This is a genomic window from Pseudomonas sp. LBUM920, assembly GCF_003852315.1.
In the GTDB taxonomy this organism is placed as follows: domain Bacteria; phylum Pseudomonadota; class Gammaproteobacteria; order Pseudomonadales; family Pseudomonadaceae; genus Aquipseudomonas.
In genome coordinates, this window is the sequence record NZ_CP027762.1 from 1,495,677 (window position 1) to 1,522,676 (window position 27,000).

Annotated in this window: 24 protein-coding genes; 8 read left to right on the forward strand and 16 right to left on the reverse strand. The window is 61.9% G+C overall.

What is annotated here, in order from left to right; genetic code table 11:
* Window positions 1–2: 2 nt before the first annotated feature.
* From C4J83_RS06765 to C4J83_RS06815, 11 genes are all read right to left on the reverse strand, one after another.
* Window positions 3–713: an ABC transporter permease gene (locus tag C4J83_RS06765; RefSeq protein ID WP_106577141.1), complete on the reverse strand. Its 711-nt coding sequence runs from the start codon at window positions 711–713 to the stop codon at window positions 3–5.
* Entirely contained in the window at window positions 710–1,438 is a 729-nt protein-coding gene (locus tag C4J83_RS06770) for an ABC transporter permease (RefSeq protein ID WP_106577140.1), read from the reverse strand. The genes C4J83_RS06765 and C4J83_RS06770 overlap by 4 nt, the downstream gene beginning before the upstream one ends.
* Before the next feature lie 59 nt (window positions 1,439–1,497).
* Complete coding sequence (locus C4J83_RS06775; protein WP_106577139.1) at window positions 1,498–2,277, reverse strand: transporter substrate-binding domain-containing protein; 780 nt, start codon at window positions 2,275–2,277, stop codon at window positions 1,498–1,500.
* Window positions 2,278–2,589: 312 nt separating this feature from the next.
* A complete protein-coding gene (locus C4J83_RS06780) occupies window positions 2,590–4,224 on the reverse strand; it encodes an ATP-dependent DNA ligase (protein WP_119738785.1) in 1,635 nt (544 codons plus the stop codon).
* Window positions 4,221–5,225, reverse strand: a complete 1,005-nt coding sequence (locus tag C4J83_RS06785; protein ID WP_106577137.1) for a ligase-associated DNA damage response exonuclease — start codon at window positions 5,223–5,225, stop codon at window positions 4,221–4,223. The genes C4J83_RS06780 and C4J83_RS06785 overlap by 4 nt, the downstream gene beginning before the upstream one ends.
* Window positions 5,226–5,426: 201 nt before the next feature.
* The gene (locus C4J83_RS06790; RefSeq protein WP_124416623.1) at window positions 5,427–7,868 is read right to left on the reverse strand and encodes a penicillin acylase family protein; all 2,442 of its coding nucleotides are present in this window, start codon (window positions 7,866–7,868) and stop codon (window positions 5,427–5,429) included.
* Between the two features lie 207 nt (window positions 7,869–8,075).
* Window positions 8,076–8,720, reverse strand: a complete 645-nt coding sequence (locus C4J83_RS06795; protein WP_106577135.1) for a glutathione S-transferase N-terminal domain-containing protein — start codon at window positions 8,718–8,720, stop codon at window positions 8,076–8,078.
* A gap of 93 nt (window positions 8,721–8,813) precedes the next feature.
* Window positions 8,814–9,599, reverse strand: coding sequence for an ABC transporter ATP-binding protein (locus tag C4J83_RS06800; RefSeq protein ID WP_124416624.1), 786 nt, complete (start codon window positions 9,597–9,599; stop codon window positions 8,814–8,816).
* Window positions 9,596–10,654, reverse strand: a complete 1,059-nt coding sequence (locus tag C4J83_RS06805) for a FecCD family ABC transporter permease (RefSeq protein WP_124416625.1) — start codon at window positions 10,652–10,654, stop codon at window positions 9,596–9,598. Before C4J83_RS06805 ends, C4J83_RS06800 begins: the two co-directional genes overlap by 4 nt.
* Before the next feature lie 157 nt (window positions 10,655–10,811).
* Window positions 10,812–11,927 carry an ABC transporter substrate-binding protein gene (locus C4J83_RS06810; protein WP_119738793.1) on the reverse strand — a complete coding sequence of 372 codons (1,116 nt, stop codon included), beginning with the start codon at window positions 11,925–11,927 and terminating at the stop codon, window positions 10,812–10,814.
* 25 nt (window positions 11,928–11,952) lie between these two features.
* Window positions 11,953–14,337 carry a TonB-dependent receptor gene (locus C4J83_RS06815; protein WP_124416626.1) on the reverse strand — a complete coding sequence of 795 codons (2,385 nt, stop codon included), beginning with the start codon at window positions 14,335–14,337 and terminating at the stop codon, window positions 11,953–11,955.
* Window positions 14,338–14,534: 197 nt separating this feature from the next.
* On the opposite strand from C4J83_RS06815, the gene C4J83_RS06820 reads away from it, so the two are divergent.
* Window positions 14,535–15,245 carry a response regulator gene (locus C4J83_RS06820; RefSeq protein ID WP_124416627.1) on the forward strand — a complete coding sequence of 237 codons (711 nt, stop codon included), beginning with the start codon at window positions 14,535–14,537 and terminating at the stop codon, window positions 15,243–15,245.
* Window positions 15,242–16,663 (forward strand): ATP-binding protein, encoded by a 1,422-nt coding sequence (locus tag C4J83_RS06825; RefSeq protein WP_124416628.1) that lies wholly within the window; start codon window positions 15,242–15,244, stop codon window positions 16,661–16,663. Before C4J83_RS06820 ends, C4J83_RS06825 begins: the two co-directional genes overlap by 4 nt.
* Before the next feature lie 127 nt (window positions 16,664–16,790).
* Here C4J83_RS06825 and C4J83_RS06835 read toward each other — a convergent pair whose 3' ends face one another.
* Genes C4J83_RS06835 through C4J83_RS06850 form a run of 4 tightly spaced genes read right to left on the reverse strand, consistent with a single transcriptional unit; the run spans window position 16,791 to window position 18,471 of the window.
* Window positions 16,791–17,000: an SEC-C metal-binding domain-containing protein gene (locus C4J83_RS06835; protein ID WP_065890089.1), complete on the reverse strand. Its 210-nt coding sequence runs from the start codon at window positions 16,998–17,000 to the stop codon at window positions 16,791–16,793.
* Window positions 16,997–17,479: an LEA/WHy family protein gene (locus C4J83_RS06840; RefSeq protein WP_106577128.1), complete on the reverse strand. Its 483-nt coding sequence runs from the start codon at window positions 17,477–17,479 to the stop codon at window positions 16,997–16,999. Before C4J83_RS06840 ends, C4J83_RS06835 begins: the two co-directional genes overlap by 4 nt.
* A gap of 21 nt (window positions 17,480–17,500) precedes the next feature.
* Window positions 17,501–17,971, reverse strand: a complete 471-nt coding sequence (locus C4J83_RS06845; RefSeq protein WP_106577127.1) for a YchJ family protein — start codon at window positions 17,969–17,971, stop codon at window positions 17,501–17,503.
* A 2-nt stretch (window positions 17,972–17,973) separates the two neighbouring features.
* Window positions 17,974–18,471 (reverse strand): DUF6231 family protein, encoded by a 498-nt coding sequence (locus C4J83_RS06850; RefSeq protein WP_106577126.1) that lies wholly within the window; start codon window positions 18,469–18,471, stop codon window positions 17,974–17,976.
* Between the two features lie 190 nt (window positions 18,472–18,661).
* Between C4J83_RS06850 and C4J83_RS06855 the strand changes: the two genes are divergently transcribed.
* From C4J83_RS06855 to C4J83_RS06865, 3 genes are all read left to right on the forward strand, one after another.
* Entirely contained in the window at window positions 18,662–19,357 is a 696-nt protein-coding gene (locus C4J83_RS06855) for a PA1041 family peptidoglycan-binding anchor lipoprotein (RefSeq protein ID WP_119738803.1), read from the forward strand.
* A 160-nt stretch (window positions 19,358–19,517) separates the two neighbouring features.
* Window positions 19,518–19,808 carry a DUF1145 domain-containing protein gene (locus C4J83_RS06860; protein WP_106577124.1) on the forward strand — a complete coding sequence of 97 codons (291 nt, stop codon included), beginning with the start codon at window positions 19,518–19,520 and terminating at the stop codon, window positions 19,806–19,808.
* Window positions 19,801–20,559: a hypothetical protein gene (locus tag C4J83_RS06865; protein ID WP_106577123.1), complete on the forward strand. Its 759-nt coding sequence runs from the start codon at window positions 19,801–19,803 to the stop codon at window positions 20,557–20,559. Before C4J83_RS06860 ends, C4J83_RS06865 begins: the two co-directional genes overlap by 8 nt.
* A 102-nt stretch (window positions 20,560–20,661) precedes the next feature.
* Here the strand turns inward: C4J83_RS06865 and C4J83_RS06870 are convergent, their stop codons facing one another.
* Window positions 20,662–21,126 carry a CopD family protein gene (locus tag C4J83_RS06870; protein WP_119738805.1) on the reverse strand — a complete coding sequence of 155 codons (465 nt, stop codon included), beginning with the start codon at window positions 21,124–21,126 and terminating at the stop codon, window positions 20,662–20,664.
* Window positions 21,127–21,225: 99 nt separating this feature from the next.
* On the opposite strand from C4J83_RS06870, the gene dinG reads away from it, so the two are divergent.
* The 3 genes from dinG (at window position 21,226) to C4J83_RS06885 (ending at window position 26,994) form a co-directional block, all read left to right on the forward strand.
* A complete protein-coding gene (gene dinG / locus C4J83_RS06875; RefSeq protein WP_124416629.1) occupies window positions 21,226–23,370 on the forward strand; it encodes an ATP-dependent DNA helicase DinG in 2,145 nt (714 codons plus the stop codon).
* A 98-nt stretch (window positions 23,371–23,468) separates the two neighbouring features.
* Entirely contained in the window at window positions 23,469–25,766 is a 2,298-nt protein-coding gene (locus C4J83_RS06880; RefSeq protein ID WP_106577120.1) for a beta-galactosidase, read from the forward strand.
* Between the two features lie 82 nt (window positions 25,767–25,848).
* Entirely contained in the window at window positions 25,849–26,994 is a 1,146-nt protein-coding gene (locus C4J83_RS06885) for a serine hydrolase domain-containing protein (RefSeq protein WP_124416630.1), read from the forward strand.
* The last annotated feature ends 6 nt before the right edge of the window (window positions 26,995–27,000 follow it).

Sequence of the window (27,000 nt, forward strand, 5' to 3'; positions counted from 1 at the left end):
CCTTAATGGCTCGGCCCGAGAAAGGCCAGCCAGCGGCGCTCCGCCAGACGAAACAGCCCGACCAGCGCAAAGGTCACGGTCAGGTAGATCAGCGCAGCGATGCCGAATGATTGAAAGGTCATGTACGTGGCCGAGTTGGCGTCCCGGGCCACCTTGAGAATGTCCGGCACCGTCGCGGTGAACGCCACGGTGGTCGAGTGCAGCATCAGGATCACTTCGTTGCTGTAGTAAGGCAGCGAGCGGCGTAGGGCCGACGGCATGATGACGTAGGCATACAGCTTCCAGCCTGTGAGGCCGTAAGCCTTGGCCGCCTCGACTTCACCATGCGCCATGCTACGGATTGCCCCGGCGAAAATCTCGGTGGTGTAGGCGCAGGTGTTCAGGGCGAAGGCGAGGATGGTGCAGTTCATCGCATCCCGAAAGAACGCATCCAGCACCGGTTGCGCCCGTACGGCCGCAATGCTGTAGATCCCGGTGTAGCAGATCAGCAGCTGGATATAGAGCGGCGTGCCACGAAACAGGTACGTGTAAAACTGCACCGGCCAGCGGATGTAGCGTTTGCGCGACACGCGGGCGATGGACAGCGGGATCGACACCACAAAGCCAATCACCAGCGCCGCGCTGAGCAGCCACAGGGTCATTGCCAGCCCGGTGATGTGCTGGCCGTCGCTATAAAGGAAGGGCCGCCAGTATTGCTGCAGAAGTTCGATCATCGCACGGCCTCCCGGGACCCAGCGGAGTAGCGGCGCTCAAGCCAGCGCAGGACGACATTGGACGCGCTGGTGATCAGCAGGTAGATCAACGCGGCGATGACCAGGAAGTAAAACAGTTGGTAGGTGCTCTTGCCGGCGTCTTGAGCGGCCTTGACCAGATCCGCCAGGCCGATGATCGACACCAGCGCCGTGGCCTTGAGCATCACCATCCAGTTGTTGCCGATGCCTGGCAGGGCAAAGCGCATCATCTGCGGGAAGGTCACGAAGCGAAACCGCTGCCCGCGCGTGAGCCCGTACGCGGTCGCCGCTTCCAGCTGGCCCCGCGGCACGGCGAGGATCGCACCGCGAAAGGTCTCGGTGAAGTAGGCACCGTAGATGAAGCCCAGGGTGATAACCCCGGCGCTGAATGGGTCGATCTCGATGTAGTCCCATTCCATGAAGTCGGTAAAACCGGTCAGCCAGATTTGCAAGCTGTAGAAAATCAGCAACATCAGCACCAGGTCGGGCACGCCGCGAATCAAGGTGGTGTAGAGCTGGGCGGGGACGCGGATCAGGCTGACGCTGGACAGTTTAGCGCTGGCGCCGAGCAAGCCGAGCAGGACGCTGACGGCCAGGGAGGCGACCGACAGTTTCACCGTCATCCACGTACCTTGCAGCAACAGCGGGCCGAACCCCTTCAAACTGAAGGCACTCAGCCCCAGGGTTTGTAAAAGATCTTCAAACATGAATTCAGGACCTATGGCGATAAAAAAGCGCCCACCTGAAACAGGTGGGCGCCAGGGTGTTATTTACCGCTGTACAGGTTCAGATCGCCGAAGTGTTTCTTCTGGATGGTGGCGTAGGTGCCATCATCGTGTAACGCTTTGATACCTTTATCGAGCAAGGCCTTGAGGTCTTTGTTACCTTTTTTGATACCGACCGCCGTTTTGGATGGCAGCAATGGGTCGTCGATGGCCTTGCTGACTTCGTAGTCAGCGCCTGCCGGCGACTTCAAAAAGCCCAGTTCGGCTTGCAGCATGTCTTGCACCGAGGCGTCGAGACGACCGGACGTCAGGTCGGCATACACCTGGTCCTGGTTGGCGTAGGCCTTGGTGGTCACACCGGCTTTGTCCAGCACCGCCTTGGCGTAGGCTTCCTGGATGGTGCCTTGCTCGTAGCCCACGGTTTTGCCCTTGAGGGACTCAGGCGTGGAGAAGTTCGCGCCCTTTTTGAACACCAGGGACGTCGGGCCGGAGAACAGCTCGTTAGAGAAGTCGATCGCCTTTTCACGGGCTTCGGTCACGGTCATCGAGGAAATCACGCCGTCGAACTTGTTGGCGTTGAGGCCCGGAATCATGCCGTCGAAGTCACTTTCAACCCACTTGCACTTGACCTTCAGCTCGGCGCAGATCGCATTGCCCAGGTCGATATCGAAGCCTACCAGGCTGCCGTCAGCGGCCTTGGATTCGAATGGCGCGTAGGAAGGATCGACACCAAAACGCAATTCCTTGTATTCCTTGGCTGTGGCAACACCAGCAGCCATGCACAGAGCCAGTGCAGAAAGGGTCAGCAATGCTTTTTTCATTATGTAATCCCTGGAAACCAAGATAAGCGCTTGTGGCGCGTTTAGGACTGTTACTGAACGGTGTCAGACGGATCACAAGTAGCAATTTCTGCACCATAGTTCCGAATGACTGTTTTAAAAGGTGGGATAAGGGAGTTGAGAGTGTAGGAGATGCCCGAAAATGGGCATTGATTTTTCAGTGCACCATTTTGGATCTTGACGCGAATTAAAACGTTGGCGCGGGCTTGCTCGCGAATGCAGCGGGTCAGTCAATTCATCTGTCACTGGCCCACCGTATTCGCGAGCAAGCCCGCTCCCACAAGAGGACCTATTTCAGGTCAGCAGGTCCTGCAGCGTGGCCAGGTTGTCTGCCTCGTCCACCGCCTTATCCTGGCGCCACCGCAACATTCTGGGAAACCGCACCGCAATCCCGCTCTTGTGGCGCTTGGACAGGGCAATGCCCTCAAAGCCCAGCTCAAACACCATGCTCGGCGTCACGCTGCTGACCGGCCCGAATTTCTCCACCGTGGTTTTGCGCACAATCGCGTCGACCTTGCGCATTTCCTCGTCGGTCAGGCCGGAATAGGCTTTGGCAAACGGTACCAGCGTGCGTTCGGTGCCGGGCGGGCCATCCCACACTGCAAAGGTGTAGTCGCTATACAGGCTGGCGCGACGACCATGGCCACGTTGGGCGTAGATCAACACCGCGTCGACGCTGAACGGGTCGACTTTCCATTTCCACCACACGCCCATGTCCTTGGTGCGGCCCACGCCGTACAGGCCGTCCTTGGCCTTGAGCATCATGCCTTCCACGCCCAACTGGCGCGACGCCTCGCGTTGGTGCGCGAGGTCTGCCCAAGAGGTCCCCGTCAGCGAAGGCGATGGCAGCAGCACAGGCTGGTTGCACTGAGCAATCACCTGCTCGAGTTGGGTGCGGCGTTCGGCCTGGGTGTGATTGCGCCAATCTTCGCCCTCAAACTCCAGCAGGTCGTAGGCGAGGACGGCGACCGGAGCATCCTCAAGCACCTTCTTGCTCAGGGTCTTGCGGCCGATCCGCTGTTGCAGCAGGGCGAAAGGTTGCACCGCGTCCTTCCACACCACGATTTCGCCGTCGATCACCGTGCCATCCGGCAAGCCGCTGACCAGGCTGTGCAGTTCGGGAAAACGCTCGGTGACCAGCTCCTCGCCCCGCGACCAGACCCACAGCCGGCCTTCACGCTTGACCAGCTGCGCGCGTATGCCGTCCCACTTCCATTCCACCTGCCAGTCGGCGGGGGAGCCGAGCAGGGCGTCGAACTGCTCCACCGGCTGCGACAACCCATGGGCCAGAAAAAACGGATACGGTTGCCCGCCGCGTTGCGCGTGTTCGTCGGACGATTCGGCAGCGATCAGCTTGAGGTAGCCTTCAGGCGTAGGGCGATTGGACAGGTCGGTGTAGCCCACCAGGCGTTGCGCCACGCGCTTGCTGTCGAGGTCGGCCATCGCGGCGAGGGCGCGGGTGACCAGCAGTTTGGACACGCCGACGCGAAAGCTGCCGGTGATCAACTTGATGCAGACCATCAGGCTCGGCTGATCCAGTTGGGCCCACAGCGCGGGCAGGCGTTCGGCGAGTTCCAGAGGCGGCAAACCACGCAGGGGCAGCAGCTTTTCTTCGAGCCACACCGCCAGGCCATCTTGCGAGGTGTAGGTGGATTCGGGTAACAGCAGGGAAATGGTCTCGGCCAAATCGCCGACCGATTGGTAGCTCTCTTCGAACAGCCATGGCTCGATGCCCGAGGCTTGAGTGGCCATGTCGCGCAGTAAACGGGTGGGCACCAGTTGCCGAGGTCGCCCGCCGGACAGGAAGTACACCGCCCACGCTGCATCGTCGGGCGGGGCTTGGCGAAAATACGCCTGCAACGCGGCGAGCTTGGCATTGCTGGACGTGGTGGCGTCGAGGTTGGCGTACAACTCGGCGAAGGCTTTCATGCGCTGGCCTCCTCTTCGTCATCGCCGTATTCGGTGGTGAAGCCCTGGGCATCCAGGCCTTTTTCCCGCAGGTGACGCACCAGAACGCCCACGGAACCGTGGGTGACCATCACCCGCTCGGCGCCGGTTTGCTCGATGGCCCACAACAGCCCCGGCCAATCGGCGTGGTCCGAGAGCACAAAGCCGCGGTCCACCCCGCGGCGCCGCCGCGTACCGCGCAGGCGCATCCAGCCGCTGGCGAACGCGTCGCTGTAGTCGCCGAAACGCTTGATCCAACTGCTTCCGCCTGCGGACGGCGGGGCGATGATCAGCGCTTGGCGCAGCAACGGGTCGGTCTTTTTGAAGTCGCCGGCATAAAGGGTTTCGGGGATGTAGATGCCGGCTTCGCGGTACACCCGGTTCAAGGGCTCGACCGCGCCATGGCTGAGGATCGGGCCAATGCTGGCGTCGATGCCATGCAGGATGCGCTGGGCCTTGCCGAACGAATAACAGAACAACACGCTGGCCTTGCCGGCGGCGATGTTGGCCTGCCACCAGTCATTGATACCGGCGAAGATCTGCGCCTGAGGCTGCCAGCGGTAGATCGGCAGGCCGAACGTGGATTCGGTAATAAAGGTGTGGCAACGCACCGGTTCGAAGGGCGCGCAGGTGCCGTCGGGCTCGACTTTGTAGTCGCCGGAGGCGACCCAGACTTCGCCCTGGTATTCCAGCCGCACCTGGGCTGAACCCAGCACGTGCCCGGCAGGGTGAAAACTCAGGGTCACACCGTGGTGCACGAGTTGTTCGCCATAGGCCAGGGTTTGCAGGTTGATGTCCTGGCCCAGGCGCGAGCGCAAGATGCCTTCACCGGGCGCAGCGGCCAGGTAGTGCTGGTTGCCGGTGCGGGCGTGGTCGCCGTGGGCGTGGGTGATGACCGAGCGCTCCACCGGCCGCCATGGGTCGATATAAAAATCTCCGGCGGGGCAGTAGAGGCCTTCGGGCCGGGCGATGACAAGGTCCATGGGCGTGCCGGGGGCGATGGGCTTATCAGGTATGAGGGGACGGTGGGGCGAGAAGTTCTATCGGAATGCATAAGGTCAATGTGGGAGCGGGCTTGCTCGCGAAGGCGGTGGTTCAGCCAACTATTGAGTGACTGATCGACCGCCTTCGCGAGCAAGCCCGCTCCCACATTTTTGATCCGGTTTCTTCAGTGAGAAACCGGGTTACTTGCCAGGCGTCAGGGTCAACCGGGTCTTGCCGTACACCTTGTCAAAGTTCTGCGGCTGCATCGGGAAGCTCAGGTATTGCGCCTTGAGCGACGGGTCGATGCCGTTCGCATAATTCGGGCTGGCCGGGTTGCCGGACTGTCCAATGCCGCCCTGGCCCATCATCGGTTCGATCTGGCCGAAGTCGACAATCATGCGCAGCGCCGGCACCTGGGTGGTGGTGAAGTCCTGGCCCCAGCGGTAGGGCGCCGGGTTCAGGGTGTTGTGGTCGCCGCCGCTGGCGAACGGCCCGCGAATCACCTGGCCGTTGGTGTTTTTCCACGTGGTGGTGTGCAGCTTGCCCCACTGCCAGGCCTTGTGGTCGCCGCCCAATTGGCTGTCGCCGGCCGTGATCGCGGCGGCCAGGCTGCGGGCCAGGATCGCCGGTTTGTCTTCTTTTTGCGCCGTGCGCACGTCGTCCCAGAACGGGCTGTCTTCGCGGCCCAGCAGGTGGTCGGCGCTGGCGGAGTAGGACAGGTTGGCGTTGCTGATAAAGGCTTTCCAGCTGGCGCTGTTTTCCGGGCCGAGTTCGTCGAGGAAGATCTGCTTGGTGCTTTCCTGCAGGAACAGCTCGTAGATCGCCGCGTCGGCAGACGTTGGCGCCAGCCGGCCATCAAACGCCATCAGGCGATTCAGCGCCTCGCGTGCCTTGGCCGCGTCAGCCGCCGGTAATGCATCAATCGCCTGTTTCAGCGGTTGGGCCATGCCCGGCGCCTGGAACATGGTCTTGAGTTTGGCGGCAAAGAGGGTGGTCTGGTCGTACTGCATGGCGATCATGCTGCGGCTGTCATGCTTGCCGGCGTTGGCCAGCTGCGCCAGGCGTTCGCTGCGCTCCGGTGCATCCCAGGAGTTGGACAGCTGCATGCCATAGCCGCGTGGCGCGGTGCGCTGGTTGGCGGTGCCGATCCAGCCTTGGGCCGGGTCCTGATCGTAGGGGTGCAGCATCGCGTCGGCGTAACCGTCCCAGTCAAAGCGCGCGTCCCAGCCCGGCGACGGCAGCAAGCCCTGGCCTTCGCGGCGGTTGGGGAAGCGGCCGGTGACTTGCCAGCCGATGTTGCTGGCGTCGGCGAAGATCATGTTCAGGGCGATGGCGCGGATTTCCCGGGTCGCGTCCGACGCCTTGCCGGCATTTTGCGCACGGGACAGGTCGAAAAACGCGTCCAGGCTCTTGTCGTCCTTGAAGTCGGCGGTTTGCAGGGCCAGGCCGAAACCGCTGGTCAGCGCCTGGCTGCTGTTGAGCAGGGCGCCGTGGCGAGTTTCGTAGACCACTTCACGCAGTGGCCGCTGGCCTTTGGCGAAGTAGGTTTCGTTGCGCACGGTGGCCGGCAGCCATTTGCCGTTGTTCTCGTAGTACAACGCGTTGCCTTGGCGTTTGACCTTTTCCAGGAACAGGTCCTGGGTGTCGCCCTTGACCGCGCTCATGCTCCACGCGACTTTGCCGTTGAAGCCGGACAACAGGGTCGGCAGACCGGCAATCGAGGCGCCGACTGCCTGGTATTTGGGCGCACGGATCTGCACGTAATTCCACGGCGACGGCGCTTGCGGCTGGGCGGCAAGGTCGCTGGCCAGCAGGCTTTTGCCGCTGCGGCTGCGTTGTGGGCCGATGGCCCAGTTGCTGGAGGTGGTGACCGCCAGGGCGTTGAGGCTGCTCAACTGCTGGCCGACACTTTCCAGGCCCGCAAGGCCGGTGATCTGGCCCAGGTTCACGCCCTTGAGCTTGTCGGCCTCGTCCGCCGGGATTGGCTCATCCGGCGCACTTGGCGTGAGCCAGGCGAGCTTGTCGACGCCGACTTTCTGCGCCAGCACCAACGAGGAGAGCTCTTCTTGCAGGTTGCTCGATTCGCTGAAATTCAACAGGCAGAACAACAGCGCCGAATCCTCCGGTTTCCAGTACTCGGGTTTGTAGCCGGTCTGGGCGAGGTCCGGCGGCAGCTTGTCGCGGTAGCGGAACAGGTAGGCGTTGACGCCCCGCGCATACACTTCAAAGAAGCGCTTGAGGCGCGGCGACGAAGCGTTGTACAGCTCGCCGGCGCTTTTTTTCAGGTTGACCGCGCGCATGAAGCGGTCGACATCCAGCACTTCTGGCCCGGACATTTCCGCCAGACGGCCCTGGGCCAGCAGGCGCAAGGTGACCATCTGGGTGATGCGGTCGCTGGCGTGCACGTAACCGAGGCTGAACAGCGCGTCATGGAAGGTGTTGCTTTCGATCAGCGGCATGCCTTGGGCATTGCGGCGTACCGACACATTCTGGGCCAGGCCTTTGATCGGCTGCACGCCGGCAACGGGTGGCAGGGTGTCCTGGGTGCTCTGGAGCTGGCAACCGGCCAGGCTTAATGCACTGGCCACTGCCGCGGCAACGCCGAACCGGGGAAGAAAATGTGAGAGGGCTGGCGAGGCCATGGCAAAGCTCCTGCGGGGGGTAGCGTCATTAAAGGCGCTACGTTAGTGAGCGCGGCGAAACGACGCAAGCAGGAGTTTGGGTTAAGCGCGAGAACTTGAGACGAATAGAGATCAATGTGGGAGTCGGGCTTGCCCGCGATGCAGGCACCGCGGTTTTTCATGTGTACCGAGGTGATGCTATCGCAGGCAAGCCAGCTCCCACATAGATCAGGCTTTGGGTGGGTTCACTTTCTGCACCAGCTCATATGCCCGAACCGTCGCTGGCCGTTCCTTGATGCTGTTGAACCATCGCTGCACATGGGGGAAGTCCTCCAGGCGCTGGCTCTGCCACTTGTGGGAAACAATCCACGGGTAGATCGCCATATCGGCAATGCTGTAGTCATCGCCTGCCACGAACGGGCGATCCGCCAGGCGCCGGTCCAGGACGCCATACAGGCGCGCGGTTTCATCGACGTAGCGCTTGATCGCGTAAGGGATTTTTTCCGGTGCGAACTGGCTGAAATGATGGTTCTGCCCGGCCATTGGCCCCAGCCCGCCCATTTGCCAGAACAGCCACTGCAATGCCTCCTGGCGACCGCGCAGGTCTTTGGGCAGGAACTGGCCGGTTTTTTCTGCGAGGTACAGCAAGATGGCGCCGGATTCAAACAATGAAATCGGCGCGCCGCCGTCGCTCGGGCGTTGGTCGACGATGGCCGGGATACGGTTGTTGGGAGCAATCTTCAGGAAGTCTGGTTTGAACTGGTCGCCCTGGCCGATGTTGATCGGGTGCACCTTGTAGGGCAAACCGGCTTCTTCCAGGAACAGTGAAACTTTGTGACCGTTAGGGGTAGTCCAGTAATACAGGTCGATCATGAAGCTCTCCAAATGAGCGAATGCCTGCAGGTATAGGTGATGATCGAAGGGCAATAATTCAATCAAACATTTGCGTCTAACCTTAGAAGCGTTTTACACAGCCCCATCGACCAGCACCTGCAACGACTGCTGCGAGCACCGTTCAATGCGCACCCGCACGCCGTAAACGTCGGCAAACAGCGCCGGGTCAAGCACCTCGTCCGCCACGCCACTGGCGTACAAGCGGCCCTGGCGCAGCACGGCAATGTGGTCGGCAAACCGCGCGGCGAGGTTGATGTCATGCAGCACTACCACGGCGATCAGGTTGTGTTCGCGTACCAGCCCTCGCACGCAGTCCATGACCTTCAACTGGTAATTGAGGTCGAGGGCGCTGGTGGGTTCGTCGAGCAACATCACCTGTGGGCGGCGTGCGATGAGTTGGGCGAGGCTGACCAATTGGCGTTGGCCACCGGACAAGGTGCTTAGCAGTTGATCGGCCAGGTGTGCGATACCGATGCGCTGCAACGCCTCAAACGCTTCACGCAAACAGGCCTCGCTGGACAAGGGAATGCCTTCCACATGGGCCACGCGCAATGCGGCGATCACGCTTTCCAACACGCTGAGGCTCAGGCCCGGCGGCAGGTTTTGCGGCATGTACGTGACGCGGCGCGCACGCTCGGCCACGGACATGGCCGACAGGGCCAGGTCGCCGAGCCTTACCACGCCTTGCATCTTTTCCAACCCGGCCACAGCGCGCAGCAAGGTGGATTTGCCCGCGCCATTCGGGCCGATCAGCGCGGTCAGGCTGCCGTGGGGCAGGGTAGGCAAGCTCAGGTCATGCACGATGTGCCGCCGGCCATAACTGACGTTGGCGTTGTGCACCGATAAGCCCAGGTTCATAGCTGCCTCCCGCGCTTGAACACCAGCACCACGAAAATCGGCACGCCCACCAGCGCGGTGACGATGCCGACCGGCACGATCACGCCCGGCATGATCAGCTTGCTGGCAATCGACGACAGCGCCAGCAATAACGCGCCGGTCAAGGCGCTGGCGGGCAGCAGGAAGCGTTGGTCTTCACCCACCAGAATCCGCGCGATATGCGGACCGACCAGGCCGATAAAACCGATGGTGCCTACAAACGCCACGGCGGTGGCTGACAACAGGCTGATACGCAGCAATGAAAAAAACCGCAGGCGCTTCACGTCCACGCCAAAGCTTTGCGCGCGGTCTTCGCCCATGCGCAGCAGGGTCAGGCGCGGTGCGGCGGCGAAGGAAAACGGCATCACCACCGCCACGACCAGCGCGAGGATGCCGAGCTTGTCCCAGTTGGCCCGGGTCACGCTGCCCAAGGTCCAGAACACCAGTTGCTGCAAGACATCTTCAGTGGCGACCAGTTGCAGCAAGGCCACGACCGCATTGCAACTGAACACCAGCGCGATGCCGAACAACACCAGGCTTTCCACGCCCGCGCCGCGTAGGCGCGACATGGCTTGCAGCAAAAATACCGAGGCGGCCGCGAAGATAAAGGCCGAGATGGAAATCGCCGTATTGGCTGACACCCACAACGTGGTCACCGGAAATACGATGACCAGTGATGCGCCCAACGCCGCCGCCGACGACACGCCCAAGGTAAATGGACTGGCCAGCGGGTTGTTCAAAATCGCCTGCATTTCGGCCCCGGCCAGCGACAGCGCGCAACCGACCAGCACCGCCATCAGTGCATAGGGCAGGCGCACGTTCCAGATGATCACCTGGTCGGTGGCGCTCAGGTGCGAGGGGTGCAGGATGCCATCGAGCAACGCCAGCAGGCCCATGCCCGAGGGGCCACTGGCCAGGTCCACCAGCATCGCGCAGACCAGCGCCGTGCCCAACAGCGCGAGCAGCCAGGCGCGGCGTGCCAGCAAGCGGCGGTAGCCGTGAGTGGCAGTGGCGAGGTCAAGGGTTTGAGTGGTCATTGGGCTCACACACAGTTAACAAACGATGAAAATCCAAATGTGGGCGCTGGCTTGCCTGCAATAGCGGTGTATCAGTCGACTGATTCAGTGACTGACACTTTGCTATCGCAGGCAAGCCAGCTCCCACACTGACTGCATTCCAACAGGGCGATAGGTGTTACTTGGTTTTTGCGTCAACCCAATAAGCACCCTGCAACGGCATGCCCAGGAACTGTTGGTTGATTTGCTCCATTGTCGTCTGCGGATCGAGCGTGGCGAACAGCTGCGGGTGAACCCACTTGGCCAGCGCTTCGATCGCCAGCAGGTTGTACGGCGAGTTGTAGAAGTCATGCCACAGGCCGTGGGCATTGCCCTCGCGGATGGCCCGAAGATGGGCGAATTCCGGCCGCGCCAATACGCGATCAAACGCCTCACGTGCTTCGTCAGTGCTCACGCCAGCGCCCAGGATCAAGCCCGGCTTGTGGTTGCCGGTGGCCACGTACACGTCCGGATCGGCTTTCAGTGCGTACTCGACGCTGATATCGCCCAGCGCACCCGGCACCACGTCGGCGGCGATATTGCGCCCGCCGACCAGCTTGATCACTTCACCCATGCCGCTTTTGCCGGTGGTGTGCCCTGGCGCCTGCCAGGCACCGGCCAGCAATTCGAGGAACACGCTGGGGCGTGGGCCAGCGGGCAAGGTGGCGACGGCATCGGTGATGACCTTGATGTGCTGGTCATAGAACGCCAGGAAGGCGTTGGCCTGGCGTTCACGACCCAAGGCCTGGCCCAGCGCGTTCATGCTGGTGTGAGTGCCCTGGACCGGGTTGATGCGAAAGTCGACGAACACCACCGGGATGCCGGCCTTGGCCAGCACGTCTGCCACCGCGCTGTGTTCGGTCGGGCCGTGGCCCGAAATGCTGAACACCGCCAGGTCGGGTTTGAGCGAGAGAATTTCCTCGGCGCTGACGCTTTGCTCCGACGCCTGCCCGATCAACGGGATGTCTTTCACCGAGGGAAACTTCGCCACATAAGCGTTGTAGGTGTGCGGGTCCAGCAGCTTCAAGTCGTTCTGCCAGCCAACGATGCGCTGGAACGGCGCGTCCTTGTCGAGCAGGGCAAATGCCGAAATCAAGCGGCCTTCTCCGAGCACCACACGTTTAACGTCGTCCTTTACCTCGACCTTGCGGCCCAGCACGTCGGTAACTTCATGGGCGGCGGCGGTTTCGGCATGGCCGAGTACCAGCGCGGCGAACAGCACGCCGAGCTTGAGCACGTTGCGGGGTTTGAACATGGACAGGACTCCTGGTGAGGGAAAATCAGAATTCATAATCGACACTGGCGGTGAGGGTGCGGCCTGCACCTGGGATGCCGTAGAGCTGGAAGCCGTCGAGGGATGCGCCGACCTGGCTGTAATAAAACGTGTTGAACACGTTGTTGAGGTTGAGGTTGACCGTGGTGTCCTTGTTGACCTTGTATTGCGCCGCCACGTTACTCAGCCAGTAACCGGGGGCTTTTTCGTGGTCGCGGGTGTAGATCGCATCGACGCCGGACGGGCCATTGGCGTAGCTGCTGTTGTTGTTCAAACCGCCGACATACTTGTTGTCGCTGTAGCGACGACGGCCCACGTATTGCTCGCCGTAGCTCAGGCTCAGGGCGTCGGTGACGGCGTAGGTGGTCCACAGGTTGGCGGTCAGGTCGGGGACGTTCTTGGCTTGCGCGCCTTTGTTGATGCCTTTGGTCTGGGTGCTTTTGAGCGCCGAAAAGCCGGTGTAGGCGGTCCAGCGCGGGGTGATGTTGCCTTGCAGGCCGAGTTCGACGCCGTCCACGCGTTTGGCGGGCAGGGCGCGCACCGGTGCGGATTCGCCGTCCTGGTATTCCCAGGCGTTGTCCAGTTCGGTGCGGAAGATCGCCGCCGTGACATTGAGCCGGTCGTGGGCAATGTCCCACTTGGTGCCTATCTCATAGGTTTTCGATTTGGCCGGGCTGTAATTGCGGGTGCTGGCCGCGCCGTAGATCTGGTTGTTGGTGGACGCGCCCAGCGCCGACGGTTGCGCCGCCTCGCTGTAGGACACGTAGATGCTGCCGTTTGGCAACGGCTTGTACACCGCGCCGACGCGCCCGCTGACCGCACCGTCGGTGCTGCTGATGGTGGCCTGGCCGCGCTGGCTGGTTTGCGCGCGCCAGTTGTCGTAGCGCAGCGAGCCGAGCACTTGCCAGTGTTCGTTGAGGGTGACGGTGTCGCCCAGGTAAATGCCGGCGTTGTCGATCACCGAGCGCGGGTCGCCTTCGCCTTTGGTCACGTAAGTGCTGGCGAAGCTGTGGCTGGGGTCGTTCATGTTGAAGAACATGTCGCCGGCCGGCACTTCAGCGTTACGTTTCAGGCCGCCGTAGGTCTCGTGATAGAACTCCAGGCCGCTGACCACCGCGTGTTGCAGGCTGGCAGTGTTGAACGTGAAGCTGAAGTCGGTCTGGTTATCCAGGATGGTGTAGCGCTTGGACAGCCCGAAATCGCTGCCACGCAGAATGCCGTAGCCGGTGTTGCTGTTGTTCACGTAGTCGGTGTAGGCATTTACCGTGCTGCCCGGCACTTGGCTGAGCGGGCCTACACCCGTGTAGCCCAACGTCGCACAGCGCGTGCCGGTACAGGTTTTTTTGCCATCGGCGTCGGCGGCGAAAAAACGCGCCGGGGACAGCACCGCGAAGTTATCGCTGCGCTCCCAACGCGTCTGGTTGCGCAGGTTGGCTTCGTTCCAGTCAAAGTCATGTTCGAAGCGTGCGGTCAGCGCGGTGGTTTCGTTTTGCTGCGTATACAGGCTCGAATCGCCGTACCCGTTGGAACGTTTCACACCCGGCATGCGATGGCCGTCGGTGCCACGCTGGATCGGCACGCCGCCGTCCGGGGTGTTGGTGTCCTTCTGATAGAAGGTGTCGACGAAGAACCGCGTGTCGGTGCCCAGGCCGAAGCCGAACGAGGTGGCAATGCCCCAGCGGTCGTAGTCCACGTCGTCGCGGTCGGCCACCTGGTTGTAGTGCTTCATCAGGTTGATGCGTACGGCGCTGGTGTCGGTCAACTGCTTGTTGATGTCGGCAGTGAGGCGCCGGTAGCTGTCGGTGCCTATCCCTGCGGAGACTTTGTTGGCATCACCCAAGTGCGCTTCTTTACTCACCAGATTGACGCTGCCGCCCACCGCCGAAACCCCGGACTCAATGGAACCGGTGCCCTTGAACACTTCGGCCTGTTGCAGGTTGAAGGTGTCGGTGCGCGTGGACATGCCGGCGTCGCGCACGCCGTCGACGGTCAGGCTTTGCTCGGACGAAAAGCCGCGAATCGAAAACAGATCGCCCCAGCCCAGGTTGCCCTCGCCGGACATGAAGGTGATGCCCGGCACGTTGCGCAACACTTCCTGCAGGGTTTGCGCGTTCTGCTCTTTAAGCACTTGCTGCGGCACGATGGTCACGCTTTGTGGCGCGTCGAGCAGCGGCTGGCTGATTTTTGCCGAGGTCACCCGGTCGACTTTGAAGGCGGACGTGGTTTCTTCGCCGTCGACCTTGATTTGCGGCAGGCTCACCACCGAATCGTCAGGCGCGGCGGTGGGCGCATCGGCCCAGGCCGTTGGCGCGACGCTGCCGGCAGCAAGAAAGCCGAACATCGGTGCCAGAGTGGTATGCAGCGTGTGACGGTGCGGGGTGGGCAGTGACATGGGCAGTGATCCGAGTCTAAATTACAATTACTCTCATTTAGGTTCGGTAGTCTAAAGAGCGATTCCGCCTGCCATACCCCGGCTTTGTATCGCTGATGCGTGATTATGGTTTCCCACAACATTCCATTACATTTGCGCGTACCACTGGCTGAGCTTTCGGCTATCTCCTGCGTTTTGAGTTTTCGGATTAACTGCCCATGGCAAAGCTTGACCACCTGTTGATCGTTGATGACGACCCGCAAATCCGCCAACTGCTCTGCGACTACTTGAGTGACGCGGGCTTTCAGGTGTCTACCGCCGCCGACGGCAAGGAAATGCGCCGCCGCCTGGCGCTGAATGTGATCGACCTGATCGTGCTCGACCTGATGCTGCCCGGCGAAGACGGCCTTAGCCTGTGCCGCGAGCTGCGGGTCAGCTCCAACACGCCGGTGGTGATGCTCACGGCCAAGGGCTCGTTGATCGACCGCATCGTCGGCCTGGAAATCGGTGCCGACGACTACTTGCCCAAACCCTTCGACCCGCGTGAATTGCTGGTGCGCATCAAGGTGGTGTTACGCCGGGTACAAAGTTTTCCGGACCGTGCGCGCCTGGATGAGGCGCCCAGCATTCGGTTCGCCGACTGGCAACTCGACACACGGGCGCGGCAGCTGCTCAGCCCCGAAGGCGTGGTGGTCAGCCTCGGCAATTCGGATTACCGCGTGTTGCGCCTGTTGTTGCAGCACCCCAATCGCCCGTTGAGCCGCGACTTTCTGCTCAACCATGTGTTCGACAAGGACAGCACGCCGTTCGACCGCTCCATTGACGTGTGCGTCAGTCGCTTGCGCTCGCAGCTGCCGGCGGGGCTGATCAAGACCGTGCGCAACGAGGGTTACATGCTCACCGCCGATGACGTGGTGCTGGGGTCGTGAGACTGCTGCCGCGTTCGCTGTTCGGGCGCCTGGTGCTGATTCTGGTCAGCGGCATGCTCGCGGCCCAGGCACTGACCAGCAGCATCTGGTACGACCGGCGTCATGGCCAGGTGCTGGAAATCCCCGCACGGCTGATCGCCACGCGTTTGGCGGACGTGGTGCGCCTGATGCACAGCGACCCGCAGCAGGCCCACCAGTTGATCCAGCTGCTTGATACGCCGCACTTTCGGCTGACCTTGAGCGACCAGGCCAGCAGCACGCCCAGCACGCTCACCGACAGCGACCGGCCCACCGAGCGCCTGATCAAGCAGGTGTTGGCGCAAAAAACCGGCTACGCGCAAACCCTGAGCCTTTTACGCCTGTCGCTGGTCGATGGCGAAGGGCAGACCGCCGGGCTTTCAACCTTGCTCAGCTCAAGGCCGGTGGTCGGGCAGTTTCTGATCGACCTGCGCCTGCCCGATGGGCGCTGGTTGCGCGTGGACGCCAGTGAAGAGCAGGGCTGGACCAGTACCTCGCCGCTGGACCTGTTGTTCGATTACGTGATGCGCATCTATTTGCTGCGAGTGCTGGTGCTGGTGGTCATCGCTCTGGTGGCGGTGCGCCTGGCCATCCGCCCGCTGAATGCCCTGGCCAAGGCCGCCGAGGCGCTGGGTCGGGACATCCAGCGCCCACCGTTACCGGTGGATGGCCCGACTGAAGTGCGCCGCGCCGCCCAGGCGTTTAATGCGATGCAGCAACGGCTGATCGCCAATATCGCCGAGCGCACGCGCTTTCTCGCGGCAATTTCCCACGACCTGCGCTCGCCGATCACACGCCTGCGCCTGCGCACGGAAATGCTCGAAGACACGCGCACCCAGGAGCGCTTTCGCAGCGACCTGGAAGAAATGGAACACATGGTGGCCAGCACCCTGGACTTTGTCAGCAGCGGTGAGATCAACGAGACGCGACAGAACATCGACATCAATGCCTTGCTGCAAAGCCTGCAGGCGGACCTGGAAGACGTGGGCGAAAGCGTGACCATCGTGGGCCGCGCCAAGCAACCGTTGCCGGGGTATGCGCGCAGTCTCAAACGCTGTGTGCAGAACTTGCTGGAAAACGCGGTGCGTTATGGCAGCGAGGTGGTGGTGCGGGTCGAGGATCAGGCGGACAGCTTGCAGATTGTCATCAGTGACCGCGGACCGGGGATTCCCCAGGAACAGCTGGAGCAGGTGATGGAGCCGTTTTACCGGGTGGAAGGTTCACGCAATGCCGAAACCGGCGGGTATGGGTTGGGGTTGAGTATTGCGCATACGATTGCGCGGGCGCATGAGGGGCGGTTGAGTTTGAGTAACCGGGAGGGCGGGGGCCTGGAGGTGGTGCTGCTGTTGTGGCGAGCGGGCTTGCCCCGCGCTGGGGTGCGAAGCAGCCCCAAAACCTGACATTGCGTTTTGTCTGAGGAAACGCGTTGATCTTATTGGGGCTGCTGCGCAGCCCAACGCGGGGCAAGCCGGCTCGCCACAGCAAGCCAGCTTGCCACGGCGAGCCGGCTCCTGCGGGGTCAGGGCATCAGGCCCCGTGGCACTTCTTGAATTTCTTCTCGCTGCCGCATGGGCAAGGATCGTTGCGGCCGACGTCTTTCAGGGCGTTGCGCACCGGCTCCTGGTGAGCGTGGCCGCAGTTCGGGCCGTGGACATGGCCGTGGTCGTGATCATGATGATCATGGTGGTCGTGATCGTGGTTGCAGTCAGGACCATGGACATGGGGTTGCTGAGTCATCGATGTCGCTCCGGAATAAAATCGCCGGGGATTATCTCGCCATTGTGGTTCACCTGCACGTCATTACCGATGAATAATCCGGTTTTCAGCTCGCCTTCCAGGCGATAGGGCACGGGTTTGCTCGGGTTTTTAAGCATCTGTACCACATCGCGTATCTGCGGCCAGAGGTTGGTCCGCACCTTCACCCGGAAAAAAGCATGGCCGCGCGGTGGTACGGTCAGCCATTCGTTGGACTCGCCTTCGGTCAGCACGAAATCGCCCAGGCTGACTTTGTAGATCAGGCCGCGCACCGTGAGGTCGGCGTCGTCGCGGTTATCCACGCGAAAGTACAGCTTGAAGCGCTGCTCGAGCAATTTGGCGCGCACCACTTCAACCTTCACCAGGGAGACATGAGGCGGGGGCGAGCTGTCCTCGAACCAGGACGCGCACCCGGTGAGGCCCAGGGTCAACGCCAGCATCAAGCTGTACATCCGAAGCATGGCGTTTTCCCTGTCAGTTGATTAGAGGTAGCTGGAGCAGCACTTCTTGAATTTCTGCCCACTGCCGCACAAACATACATCATTGCGCCCGGCCTTCACCTCCACTGTCGGGTCGATGAAGTACCAGCGCCCCTCATTCTGTACGAAAGAGGACTGTTCACGGTGGCTGTGTTCTCCGGTGCTGTCGTGCCAGCGAGCAGTGAACGTCACGAACGCATGCTCCGGCTGGCCGCCAAACACTTCGGAGCTTTCCACTTCCAGGCCCAGCCAGGTGCTCTGGGCACTCCAGGCGCCGATGGCGGCGCGGTCCAGTCCGGCTTGTTGCGCAGGCAAAGTAGTGGCTACCAGGTAGTCCACCAACCCCAGCACGTAGGCGCTATAGCGCGAACGCATCAATGCGCTGGCACAGGGCGCCGGGTGACCGGCGTGATAATGGCCGCAGCACGCATCCAGCAGATTGCCGCTGCCGCATGGGCAAATGGATGTACTCATGGTTACCACCAATACTTTCCGAAGTTTTCCGGGTTGGCCCAGAAGCGGGCGTTGAGCCAGTCCGGCACCTGTTTATAGTCAAGCAGATCATAGGTAAACAGCGTCAAAACCTGATCATCACGCTGGAAACGCTCGCCGGCCTGCAGCGCCAGGGAGAAGAAATCGGTTTCCTTCCAGCCGCAGGCGTTCAGGTCTGCCAGCACCGCAATGCGACTGGCATTGAGGTTGCGAATGCCGCCGAGCAGCGTCAGGCCTTGCGGTTTTGACAGGTGCTCCAGGCAATCGACCACCAGCGCCAGGTCAAAACGCTGCGCCGCAAGTTCTGCCGGTAACGGCCCGGGCGCCGCGATCGCCACTTGGGTGTCCGGGTGCTCGGCCTGAAAGGCATCCAGCGCCGGGAACTGGCTGGCACCCAACAACAACAGGCGTTTGGGCTGGTGCAAATCCAGCAAGGCGGCCAGGGCTTGCTGTGGCGTACGGGAAGAAATACCAGCGATCATCAGAGATCCTCACATCAGGACCCTAGAGACTAGCGCGGCTGAGCGTGCGGGCCTAGAGCGGGCGGCGTGCAAAAGTCCTGCATAGAGGGCGATCTCCAATAAATACGGGGGTGCGGCGCAGTGGCGCAGATGAAAAGAGCGGTCTTTACTCCACCCGTCGGCCCCCGCCGATCCCCTCAGGAGAAATCAGATGAGCATCATGCGGACAGCTCTACCCTTGGTTCTGCTAACCGGAGTATTGACAGGTTGCGCAGGTTTGCAAAAAACCGATTGGCCCACCTGTGCAGCCGTCGGTGGTGTGACCGGCGCAGCGATTGGCGCCACTGAAAGTTCGGCGTACGCAGGTTATGGCGCGCTGCTGATCGGCGGCATGGCTGGCGCCTATTGCTGGGTGCACGGTGATGGCGACGAAGATGGCGATGGCGTGCCGGACAGCCGCGACAAGTGCCCGGGCACGCCTAAGGGCGTGCAGGTTGATGTCAATGGCTGCCCACCTGTAGCGGTGGCGGCCGTGGTGGAAGAGGTGGTCGTGGTCAAGGAAGAAACCATCGTGATCCGCGATGTGCACTTTGAGTTCGACTCGGCCAGGCTGACGGCGGCGGACAAAACCAAGCTCGACACCATCGCCACGCGCCTCAAACGCGAAGCCCCGAGCGCCCAGCTACGGGTCAGCGGGCATACCGACAGCGTCGGCAAAGACGCCTACAACCAGAAACTCTCGGAAAAACGCGCGCACTCGGTAACCGATTACCTGGTGAGTGCGGGCGTGCCGCGCAGCAACTTTGTATCGGTGGTGGGCGCGGGCGAAAGTCAGCCGGTGGCCGATAACAAAACCGCTGACGGTCGAGCCTTGAACCGTCGTGTGGAAATCAAAATCAACCGCTGACGGCCCTTGCCCCTGTGGGAACCCCAGGGGCATTGCTGGCGATCCTCGCCGAAACCGCAGGCAAACCGTGCCTTTATCAAGTTTTTTCATCCTTCACTGGCAAATCGCCTGCAGAAGTCGGTACTGTGCGCCCAAAGAATAATAGGCAGGGGCATGCAGGATGAAGGTGTTTTGGGGGCTGGGAAAGTTTCTGACGTTACTGTTCTGGGTTGTGGTGGTGGTCAATTTATTCCGGCCGCTCGCCAATCCGTTTCACCTGTTGGTCAGTCTGGCCGGCAGTCTGTTGTTGCTGACTCATCTATTGGAATTGCTGTTGTTCAACAGCAGCCTGAAACACCGTGCCCACCCCTGGCGTGACCGCCTGCAGATTCTGCTGGTGGGGATGTTCCATGTGCGGGGCCTGTCGGCGCCTGCCGTTATTGAAACAAACAAGGAGGCCAATCATGCGTAAGGTTTTTCTGTTGGCCCTGTTGGTCAGCCCCATTGCCCTGGCGCAGAGCGTCAGTGTTGAAACCAACTCGCTGATGCGCCTGCCCAGCAGCACCAACGTTTTGCAGCTCGAACGCCTGGATGTGGCGGATTACGGCACGTTGTTGATTCCGGCGACCATCAGCCAAGTGACGGTGGATGAGCTGCATTTGGGCCGAGAAGCCCGTATCGCTATCGCCCCCGGCAATACCGCGCTGCAGTTGCAGGTGCGTAACGCGCAACTGGAACATGGCAGCCAGATCACCTCGCGCGGTGCTCCCGGTACCCACGAACGAGCTGCCAAGTCGGGGCGTGACTTGGTCCTGCGCATCAACGCGCTGACCGCCGATGAACTGTCGGTGGACGCCCGTGGCGGCGCCGGCGCCCAAGGGTATGCCGGCCTGGATGGCGCCAATGGCGTGGACCCGGGCTGCACCTGGGGTTCAGCCGGGCGCGGCGCCAATGGCGACAATGGCGGCGATGGCCTGCCAGGCGCAGCGGGCGCGACCGTACGCGTGGAGCTGCCGCAGAGCTTCCCGGCCGAGCAGATCAAGGTCTGGGTGGATGGCGGTGCGGGCGGTTTGGCCGGCACGGCCGGTAAGCCGGGCAAAGGCGGGCAATCCAAGGGCTGTCTGGTGTACCGCGCCGATGGTGGCCAGAAGGGCCGGCCAGGGCTGGAAGGGCAACCGGGGCCGGCTGGGCCTGCGGGCGCTGTGACTATTCAGCGGCTTTGAGTCGATTGTTCTGACGCCTTCGCGAGCAAGCCCGCTCTCACATTTGGAATGCATGTCAATGTGAGAGCGGGCTTGCTCGCGAAGGGGCCATGAAGGCCAGCCTCAGAACATCGGCCGCGCCGAAGCAATCGCCACCACCACCAACCCGATAATCAGGTTAATCCCCACCAGCTTGCGAATCTGCCCCAGCGCAGCCGCACCTGCAGGCCAATCCTCAGCCGCCACCGCCGTGCGCAGTTCCGGGAACTTCAATGCCTGGATACGGATGAACAGCGCGGTCATCACTAGATACAAGCCCATCATCACCTGCACATAGCGCGGTGCGGTCTCAAACCCGCTGAAGCGCAGTTGCAACAGGCCGATGCCGCTGATCGGCAAAACCAGCACCGCCACCCAGACCCACACGAAAAAACGTTGAAACACATTCGCCCACAGCTTGAGCCGGGCAGGGCCCTCAAGTGCCGCCATGGCGGCGGGGCGCAGGATCATCCAGGCGAAAAACATACCGCCGACCCACACCAGGGCGGCCAATACATGCAGGGTGTAAGCGAGGCTAAACGCGGTCATTGTGGTACTCCGTTCTGCGCGGGATTAATTAGCGGGGTATGATAGCGGCCGATCCGAACCACTGAAAATTTATCCAGCGTTTTTTGCGCCCGACTATCCATGATCAGCACTGAACTCAAAACCACGATCCAGGGCGCCTATTCGCGTTTTCTCGAAGCCAAGAGCTTGAAACCGCGGTACGGCCAACGCCTGATGATCGCCGAAGTGGCCAAAGTCCTCGGGGATATCGACACCGACGACGAAGGTCGGCGCAGTGGCGACCCCGCGGTCGTGGCCGTCGAGGCCGGCACCGGTACCGGCAAGACCGTGGCCTATAGCCTGGCCGCAATCCCTACCGCCAAGGCCGCCGGCAAGCGCCTGGTGATTGCCACCGCCACCGTCGCCCTGCAAGAGCAGATCGTCTACAAAGACCTGCCCGACTTGATGCGCAACAGCGGCCTGAATTTCACCTTCGCCCTGGCCAAGGGCCGTGGCCGCTACATGTGCCTGTCCAAGCTCGACGTATTGCTGCAGGAAGGTCACGCCCAGACCGCCACGGCTTCGCTGTTCGAAGAGGAAGGCTTCAAGATCGAGGTTGATGAAGTCAGCCAGAAGCTGTTTACCAGCATGATCGAGAAACTTGCCGGCAACAAATGGGACGGCGACCGTGACAGCTGGCCCACCGCCCTGGAAGACGCCGACTGGGCGCGCCTGACCACCGACCACAGCCAGTGCACCAACCGGCATTGCCCCAACTTCGGCCAGTGCGCCTTCTATAAGGCCCGCGAGGGCATGGGCAAGGTCGACGTGATTGTCACCAACCACGACATGGTCCTGGCTGACCTGGCCCTGGGCGGCGGCGCTGTGTTGCCGGACCCGCGCGACACTCTTTACGTATTCGACGAAGGGCACCACTTGCCCGATAAGGCCATCGGCCATTTCGCCCACTACACCCGTTTGCGTTCCACCGCCGACTGGCTCGAAACCACCGCCAAGAACCTGACCAAATTGCTCGCCCAGCACCCGTTGCCCGGCGATCTGGGCAAACTGATCGAGCAAGTGCCGGAGCTGGCGCGCGAGATCAAGACCCAGCAGCAATTCATGTTCAGCGCCTGCGAGCAGGTCGCCGACTTCAAACCCGGCGAAGACGTCGAAGGCCGCGAACGGCCGCGTCACCGGTTTGTCGGCGGATTGATCCCCGAGCACATGCGTGAAATGGGTATCGAGCTGAAAAAAGGCTTCTCACGGCTGACCGACCTGTTCACCCGCCTGACCGACCTGCTCAAGGAAGGCATGGATGGCGAGGTCAACATCGGTATCGCCAGCAACCAGGCCGAGGAATGGTACCCCCTGTTCGGCAGCCTGCTGTCGCGCGCCCAGGGCAACTGGGAGCTGTGGACCGCCTTTACCGTCGAAGACCCGGAAGACAACCCGCCCATGGCGCGCTGGCTGACCTTGTCCGAAAGCGGTGCGCTGTTTGATATCGAGGTCAACGCCAGCCCGATCCTGGCCGCCGAAATGCTGCGCCGCAACCTGTGGAATGTGGCCTACGGCTGCCTGGTGACCTCGGCCACGCTGACCGCGCTGGGCACTTTCGACCGCTTCCGCATGCGTGCCGGCCTGCCGAAAAAGGCGGTCACCGCCGTGGTGCCGAGCCCGTTTCACCATGCCGATGCCGGTGTGCTGCGAGTGCCGGACCTCAAGGCCGACCCTCGCGACGCGGCCGCGCACACGGCCGCGATCATCCGCGACTTGCCGGAACTGGTGGAAGGTTCACGCGGCACCCTGGTGCTGTTTTCCTCGCGTAAACAGATGCAGGACGTGTTCGACGGCCTCGACCGCGACTGGCGCAAGCAGGTGTTCATCCAGGGCAACCTGTCCAAACAGGAAACCCTGAACAAGCACAAAGCGCGTGTTGATGGCGGTGATTCCAGCGTGTTGTTCGGCCTGGCCAGTTTCGCCGAAGGCGTGGACTTGCCCGGCGCCTACTGTGAACACGTGGTGATCGCCAAGATCCCGTTCTCGGTACCGGATGACCCGGTCGAGGCGGCCTTGGCCGAATGGATCGAGGCCCGTGGCGGTAACCCGTTCATGGAAATCTCGGTGCCGGATGCTTCCTTGAAGCTGGTCCAGGCCTGCGGGCGCTTGCTGCGTACCGAGGAAGACCGAGGCACCATCACCTTGCTCGACCGCCGTTTGGTCACGCAGCGCTATGGCAAGGCTATCCTCAATGCTTTGCCGCCCTTCAGGCGCGAAATTTCTTAAGCCACTGTGGGCGAATTCGCCCACTTCGTGGTCTATCTCACTGCCAACGCTTTATGTCATCAGGCCATTCACCGGCCGTTTGGGAGAACCTTGTTCGTATGATTCGCACGCTGCCCGCTCTGTTTGCCTTGTTGTTTGCCGCGCCCTTGATGGCCGCGCCTGCCGGGCAACAAACGCTGTTCAATTTCGTCCGGCCTGCCGATGTGGTCAAGGTCGCGACCCAGGACGCGAGCCTGCCGCAATACAACGCCGAACAAACCGCTGAGGGCGAGGTGCTGCGCCGCATCACCTTCAACCCGGCGGCCGAACCGAGCCTGGTGCTCAGCCCGCAGACCGGCGTGTGGGACTGGTCGCAGTCCGGCGCCATGAGCCTGCGTATCCAAAGCGCCATGGACTGGGCTCTGACCCTCTACGTCAAGGTGCAGAGCACCGACGGCCAGACGCTGGTCAGCCGCATCGACCTGCCGGCCGGCCCCGCTCAAACCCTGCTGATTCCGCTGCAGGCCAACTCGCCGCTGAGCCAGGGCATGAAGGCCGGCCCGCCGATGCCGATTACCGTGGAAGGCCAGCGTGTGCTGTTGGCCAGCAGCGCCGGGGCAATCGATCGTAGCCAGGTGGCGTCGGTCACTCTGTCGATGATCAAGCCCAACGCAGCCCAAAGCATCCTGCTGGAACGCTTTGGCGTGCAGGACAGCGAGCCGGTGCTGAAGGCCGCCTACAGCGCGCTGGTGGATGCGTATGGTCAGTCCACGCGTGCGCGTTGGCCGGAAAAAGTCAGCAGCGACGAACAACTCAAAGCCGCAGCGGCCAAGGAGCAGCAACAGCTCAAGGGCTGGCTGGCTGAGCGCGACAAGTCTGCCCTGGACCAATATGGCGGCTGGAACAAAGGCCCGGCGTTTGAAGCAAGCGGCTTTTTCCGCACCGAGAAGCGCGACGGGCGCTGGTACCTGGTGACCCCGGAAGGCCATCCGTTCTACTCCCTGGGCGTCAATACGGTTGCGCCGGACGATAATCAAACCTACGTGGCCGGCCGCGAATGGATGTTTGCCGCGCTGCCCAAGTCCGGCGAGCCGTTCGACAAGTATTACGGACGTGCGGATAACCGCGGCGGCAACGGCGCTGACCAGGGCCGGGGCTTCAATGTGGGGCGCTGGTACGACTTCTATGGTGCCAACCTGCAGCGCACCTATGACACGCAAGGTTTCGACCACAAGCGCTGGGTCACCCACACGCTGGACCGCCTGCAAGCCTGGGGTTTCAACACCGTGGGCAACTGGAGCGACGAGGATTTGGCCAGCGCCGACCGCGTGCCCTACACCTTGCCACTGTCGATTGTCGGTGACTACGCCAGCATCAGCACCGGCACGGACTGGTGGGGCGGCATGCCCGACCCGTTCGACCCGCGTTTCGCCATGGCCACCGAGCGCGCCGTGGCGATCGCGGCCCGCGATCACCGCGACGACCCGTGGCTGATCGGCTTTTTTGCCGACAACGAGCTGGCCTGGGCCGGCCCTGGCGATGATCCAAAGTCGCGTTACGCCCTGGCGTACGGGACCTTGCGCATGACCACCGATGTGCCGGCCAAACGTGCGTTCCTCAAGCAACTGCGTGACAAATACCGTAACGAAGAAGGCCTCTCCAAAGCCTGGGGCATTCACCTGTCAGGCTGGGAGCTGATGGAAGACCCGGGCTTCGAGCCGCCGATGCCAAGCCCTGAGCACCCGGAAATCGAAGCCGATTTCAAATACTTCCAGAAGACTTTCGCCGATGCCTATTTCAAGACCATCTCCGATTCGTTGAAGTGGCACGCGCCCAACCAGCTGCTGCTGGGTGGCCGCTACGCCGTCAGCACCCCGGAAGCCGTGGCGTCCTGCGCCCAGTATTGCGATGTGCTGAGCTTCAACATGTACACCCTCAAGCCTCAGGACGGCTACGACTTCGCCGCCCTGCGCGCGTTGGATAAGCCGGTGCTGATCACCGAGTTCAACTTCGGCTCGGCGGATCGCGGTCCGTTCTGGGGCGGCGTGACTCAGCTGGCCAAGGAGGAAGACCGCGGCGTGGCGTACAGCAACTTCCTCAAGCAGGCCATGGCTGAGCCGTCGATCGTCGGCGTGCACTGGTTCCAGTACCTGGATCAACCGGTGACGGGGCGTCTGCTGGACGGCGAAAACGGCCACTTTGGCCTTGTGGGCATCACGGATGTGCCGTTCCAGGGCTTTGTCGACAGCGTGCGCAAAAGCAACCTGGCGGCCGTCGACCAACTGGGCAAGGAAGCCGAAAAAGCCAAGGCTGCCAGCGGGGTGCGTGAGAGTGAAGCCGGCAAGTCGGGGCACGACGGCAGAGGCGCGGGGCAGGGCGCCGGGCATGCTGGCGGTCACTCTGGAAATGGCCATTGATTCATATTTGACGGGTTCACAAAACCGCCAATGACTGGAACAATGTCGGCCACTTATTACGGTGTTTTCCGAGGCGGCTTAGGTGCAGATTCAGGGTCATTACGAGCTCCAGTTCGAAGCGGTACGTGAGGCATTCGCCGCGTTGTTTGATGACCCGCAGGAGCGTGGTGCCGGGCTGTGTATCCAGATCGGCGGCGAAACCGTCGTCGACCTGTGGGCAGGCACCGCCGACAAGGACGGTGCCGAGGCCTGGCACAGCGACACCCTCGTCAACCTGTTTTCCTGCACCAAGACCTTCACCGCCGTGACGGCCCTGCAATTGGTGGCCGAGGGCAAGTTGCAACTCGACGCCCCTGTCGCCAATTACTGGCCCGAGTTTGCCGCGGCCGGTAAGGAAGCCATCACCCTGCGCCAGCTGCTCTGCCACCAGGCCGGGTTGCCGGCGATTCGCGAAATGCTCCCCGCCGAAGCCCTCTATGACTGGCAACTGATGGTCGACACCCTGGCGGCCGAAGCCCCATGGTGGACGCCCGGCCAAGGCCACGGCTACGAGGCCATCACCTATGGGTGGCTGGTCGGTGAATTGTTGCGTCGCGCCGACGGGCGTGGGCCCGGTGAATCAATTGTGGCGCGGGTTGCGCGGCCATTGGGGCTGGACTTTCATGTTGGCCTGGCGGACGAAGAGTTTTACCGTGTTGCGCATATAGCGCGCAGCAAAGGCAATATGGGCGATGAAGCCGCTCAACGATTACTGCAAGTTATGATGCGCGAACCTGCGGCCATGACTACGCGTGCATTTGCCAACCCACCGTCTATTCTGACAAGCACTAATAAGCCTCAATGGCGGCGCATGCAGCAGCCAGCGGCAAATGGTCACGGTAACGCGCGTAGCCTGGCGGGCTTTTATAGCGGATTGTTGGACGGTAGTTTGCTCGAGGCGGACATGCTCGAACAATTGACCCGCGAACACAGTATCGGACCGGATAAAACTTTATTGACCCAAACGCGTTTCGGCTTGGGCTGCATGTTGGATCAACCGCACTTGCCCAATGCGACGTTCGGCCTTGGCCCACGTGCGTTTGGGCATCCGGGGGCGGGTGGTTCGGTTGGTTTTGCCGATCCGGAACATGATGTAGCATTTGGTTTCGTGACTAATACACTGGGGCCTTATGTACTTATGGACCCGCGTGCGCAGAAGTTGGTCGGAATATTGGCCGGTTGTCTGTAAAGAGCT

What these genes read in the sequence shown, in the direction of transcription:
- dinG (WP_124416629.1), top strand. Translation starts at nt 21,226, where the DNA reads ATGATCAGCACTGAACTCAAAACCACGATCCAGGGCGCCTATTCGCGT.
- C4J83_RS06805 (WP_124416625.1), bottom strand. Translation starts at nt 10,654, where the DNA reads ATGACCACTCAAACCCTTGACCTCGCCACTGCCACTCACGGCTACCGC.
- C4J83_RS06770 (WP_106577140.1), bottom strand. Translation starts at nt 1,438, where the DNA reads ATGTTTGAAGATCTTTTACAAACCCTGGGGCTGAGTGCCTTCAGTTTG.
- C4J83_RS06800 (WP_124416624.1), bottom strand. Translation starts at nt 9,599, where the DNA reads ATGAACCTGGGCTTATCGGTGCACAACGCCAACGTCAGTTATGGCCGG.
- C4J83_RS06865 (WP_106577123.1), top strand. Translation starts at nt 19,801, where the DNA reads ATGCGTAAGGTTTTTCTGTTGGCCCTGTTGGTCAGCCCCATTGCCCTG.
- C4J83_RS06835 (WP_065890089.1), bottom strand. Translation starts at nt 17,000, where the DNA reads ATGACTCAGCAACCCCATGTCCATGGTCCTGACTGCAACCACGATCAC.
- C4J83_RS06815 (WP_124416626.1), bottom strand. Translation starts at nt 14,337, where the DNA reads ATGTCACTGCCCACCCCGCACCGTCACACGCTGCATACCACTCTGGCA.
- C4J83_RS06845 (WP_106577127.1), bottom strand. Translation starts at nt 17,971, where the DNA reads ATGAGTACATCCATTTGCCCATGCGGCAGCGGCAATCTGCTGGATGCG.
- C4J83_RS06860 (WP_106577124.1), top strand. Translation starts at nt 19,518, where the DNA reads ATGAAGGTGTTTTGGGGGCTGGGAAAGTTTCTGACGTTACTGTTCTGG.
- C4J83_RS06820 (WP_124416627.1), top strand. Translation starts at nt 14,535, where the DNA reads ATGGCAAAGCTTGACCACCTGTTGATCGTTGATGACGACCCGCAAATC.
- C4J83_RS06850 (WP_106577126.1), bottom strand. Translation starts at nt 18,471, where the DNA reads ATGATCGCTGGTATTTCTTCCCGTACGCCACAGCAAGCCCTGGCCGCC.
- C4J83_RS06765 (WP_106577141.1), bottom strand. Translation starts at nt 713, where the DNA reads ATGATCGAACTTCTGCAGCAATACTGGCGGCCCTTCCTTTATAGCGAC.
- C4J83_RS06810 (WP_119738793.1), bottom strand. Translation starts at nt 11,927, where the DNA reads ATGTTCAAACCCCGCAACGTGCTCAAGCTCGGCGTGCTGTTCGCCGCG.
- C4J83_RS06775 (WP_106577139.1), bottom strand. Translation starts at nt 2,277, where the DNA reads ATGAAAAAAGCATTGCTGACCCTTTCTGCACTGGCTCTGTGCATGGCT.
- C4J83_RS06780 (WP_119738785.1), bottom strand. Translation starts at nt 4,224, where the DNA reads ATGAAAGCCTTCGCCGAGTTGTACGCCAACCTCGACGCCACCACGTCC.
- C4J83_RS06880 (WP_106577120.1), top strand. Translation starts at nt 23,469, where the DNA reads ATGATTCGCACGCTGCCCGCTCTGTTTGCCTTGTTGTTTGCCGCGCCC.
- C4J83_RS06870 (WP_119738805.1), bottom strand. Translation starts at nt 21,126, where the DNA reads ATGACCGCGTTTAGCCTCGCTTACACCCTGCATGTATTGGCCGCCCTG.
- C4J83_RS06795 (WP_106577135.1), bottom strand. Translation starts at nt 8,720, where the DNA reads ATGATCGACCTGTATTACTGGACTACCCCTAACGGTCACAAAGTTTCA.
- C4J83_RS06855 (WP_119738803.1), top strand. Translation starts at nt 18,662, where the DNA reads ATGAGCATCATGCGGACAGCTCTACCCTTGGTTCTGCTAACCGGAGTA.
- C4J83_RS06785 (WP_106577137.1), bottom strand. Translation starts at nt 5,225, where the DNA reads ATGGACCTTGTCATCGCCCGGCCCGAAGGCCTCTACTGCCCCGCCGGA.
- C4J83_RS06790 (WP_124416623.1), bottom strand. Translation starts at nt 7,868, where the DNA reads ATGGCCTCGCCAGCCCTCTCACATTTTCTTCCCCGGTTCGGCGTTGCC.
- C4J83_RS06840 (WP_106577128.1), bottom strand. Translation starts at nt 17,479, where the DNA reads ATGCTTCGGATGTACAGCTTGATGCTGGCGTTGACCCTGGGCCTCACC.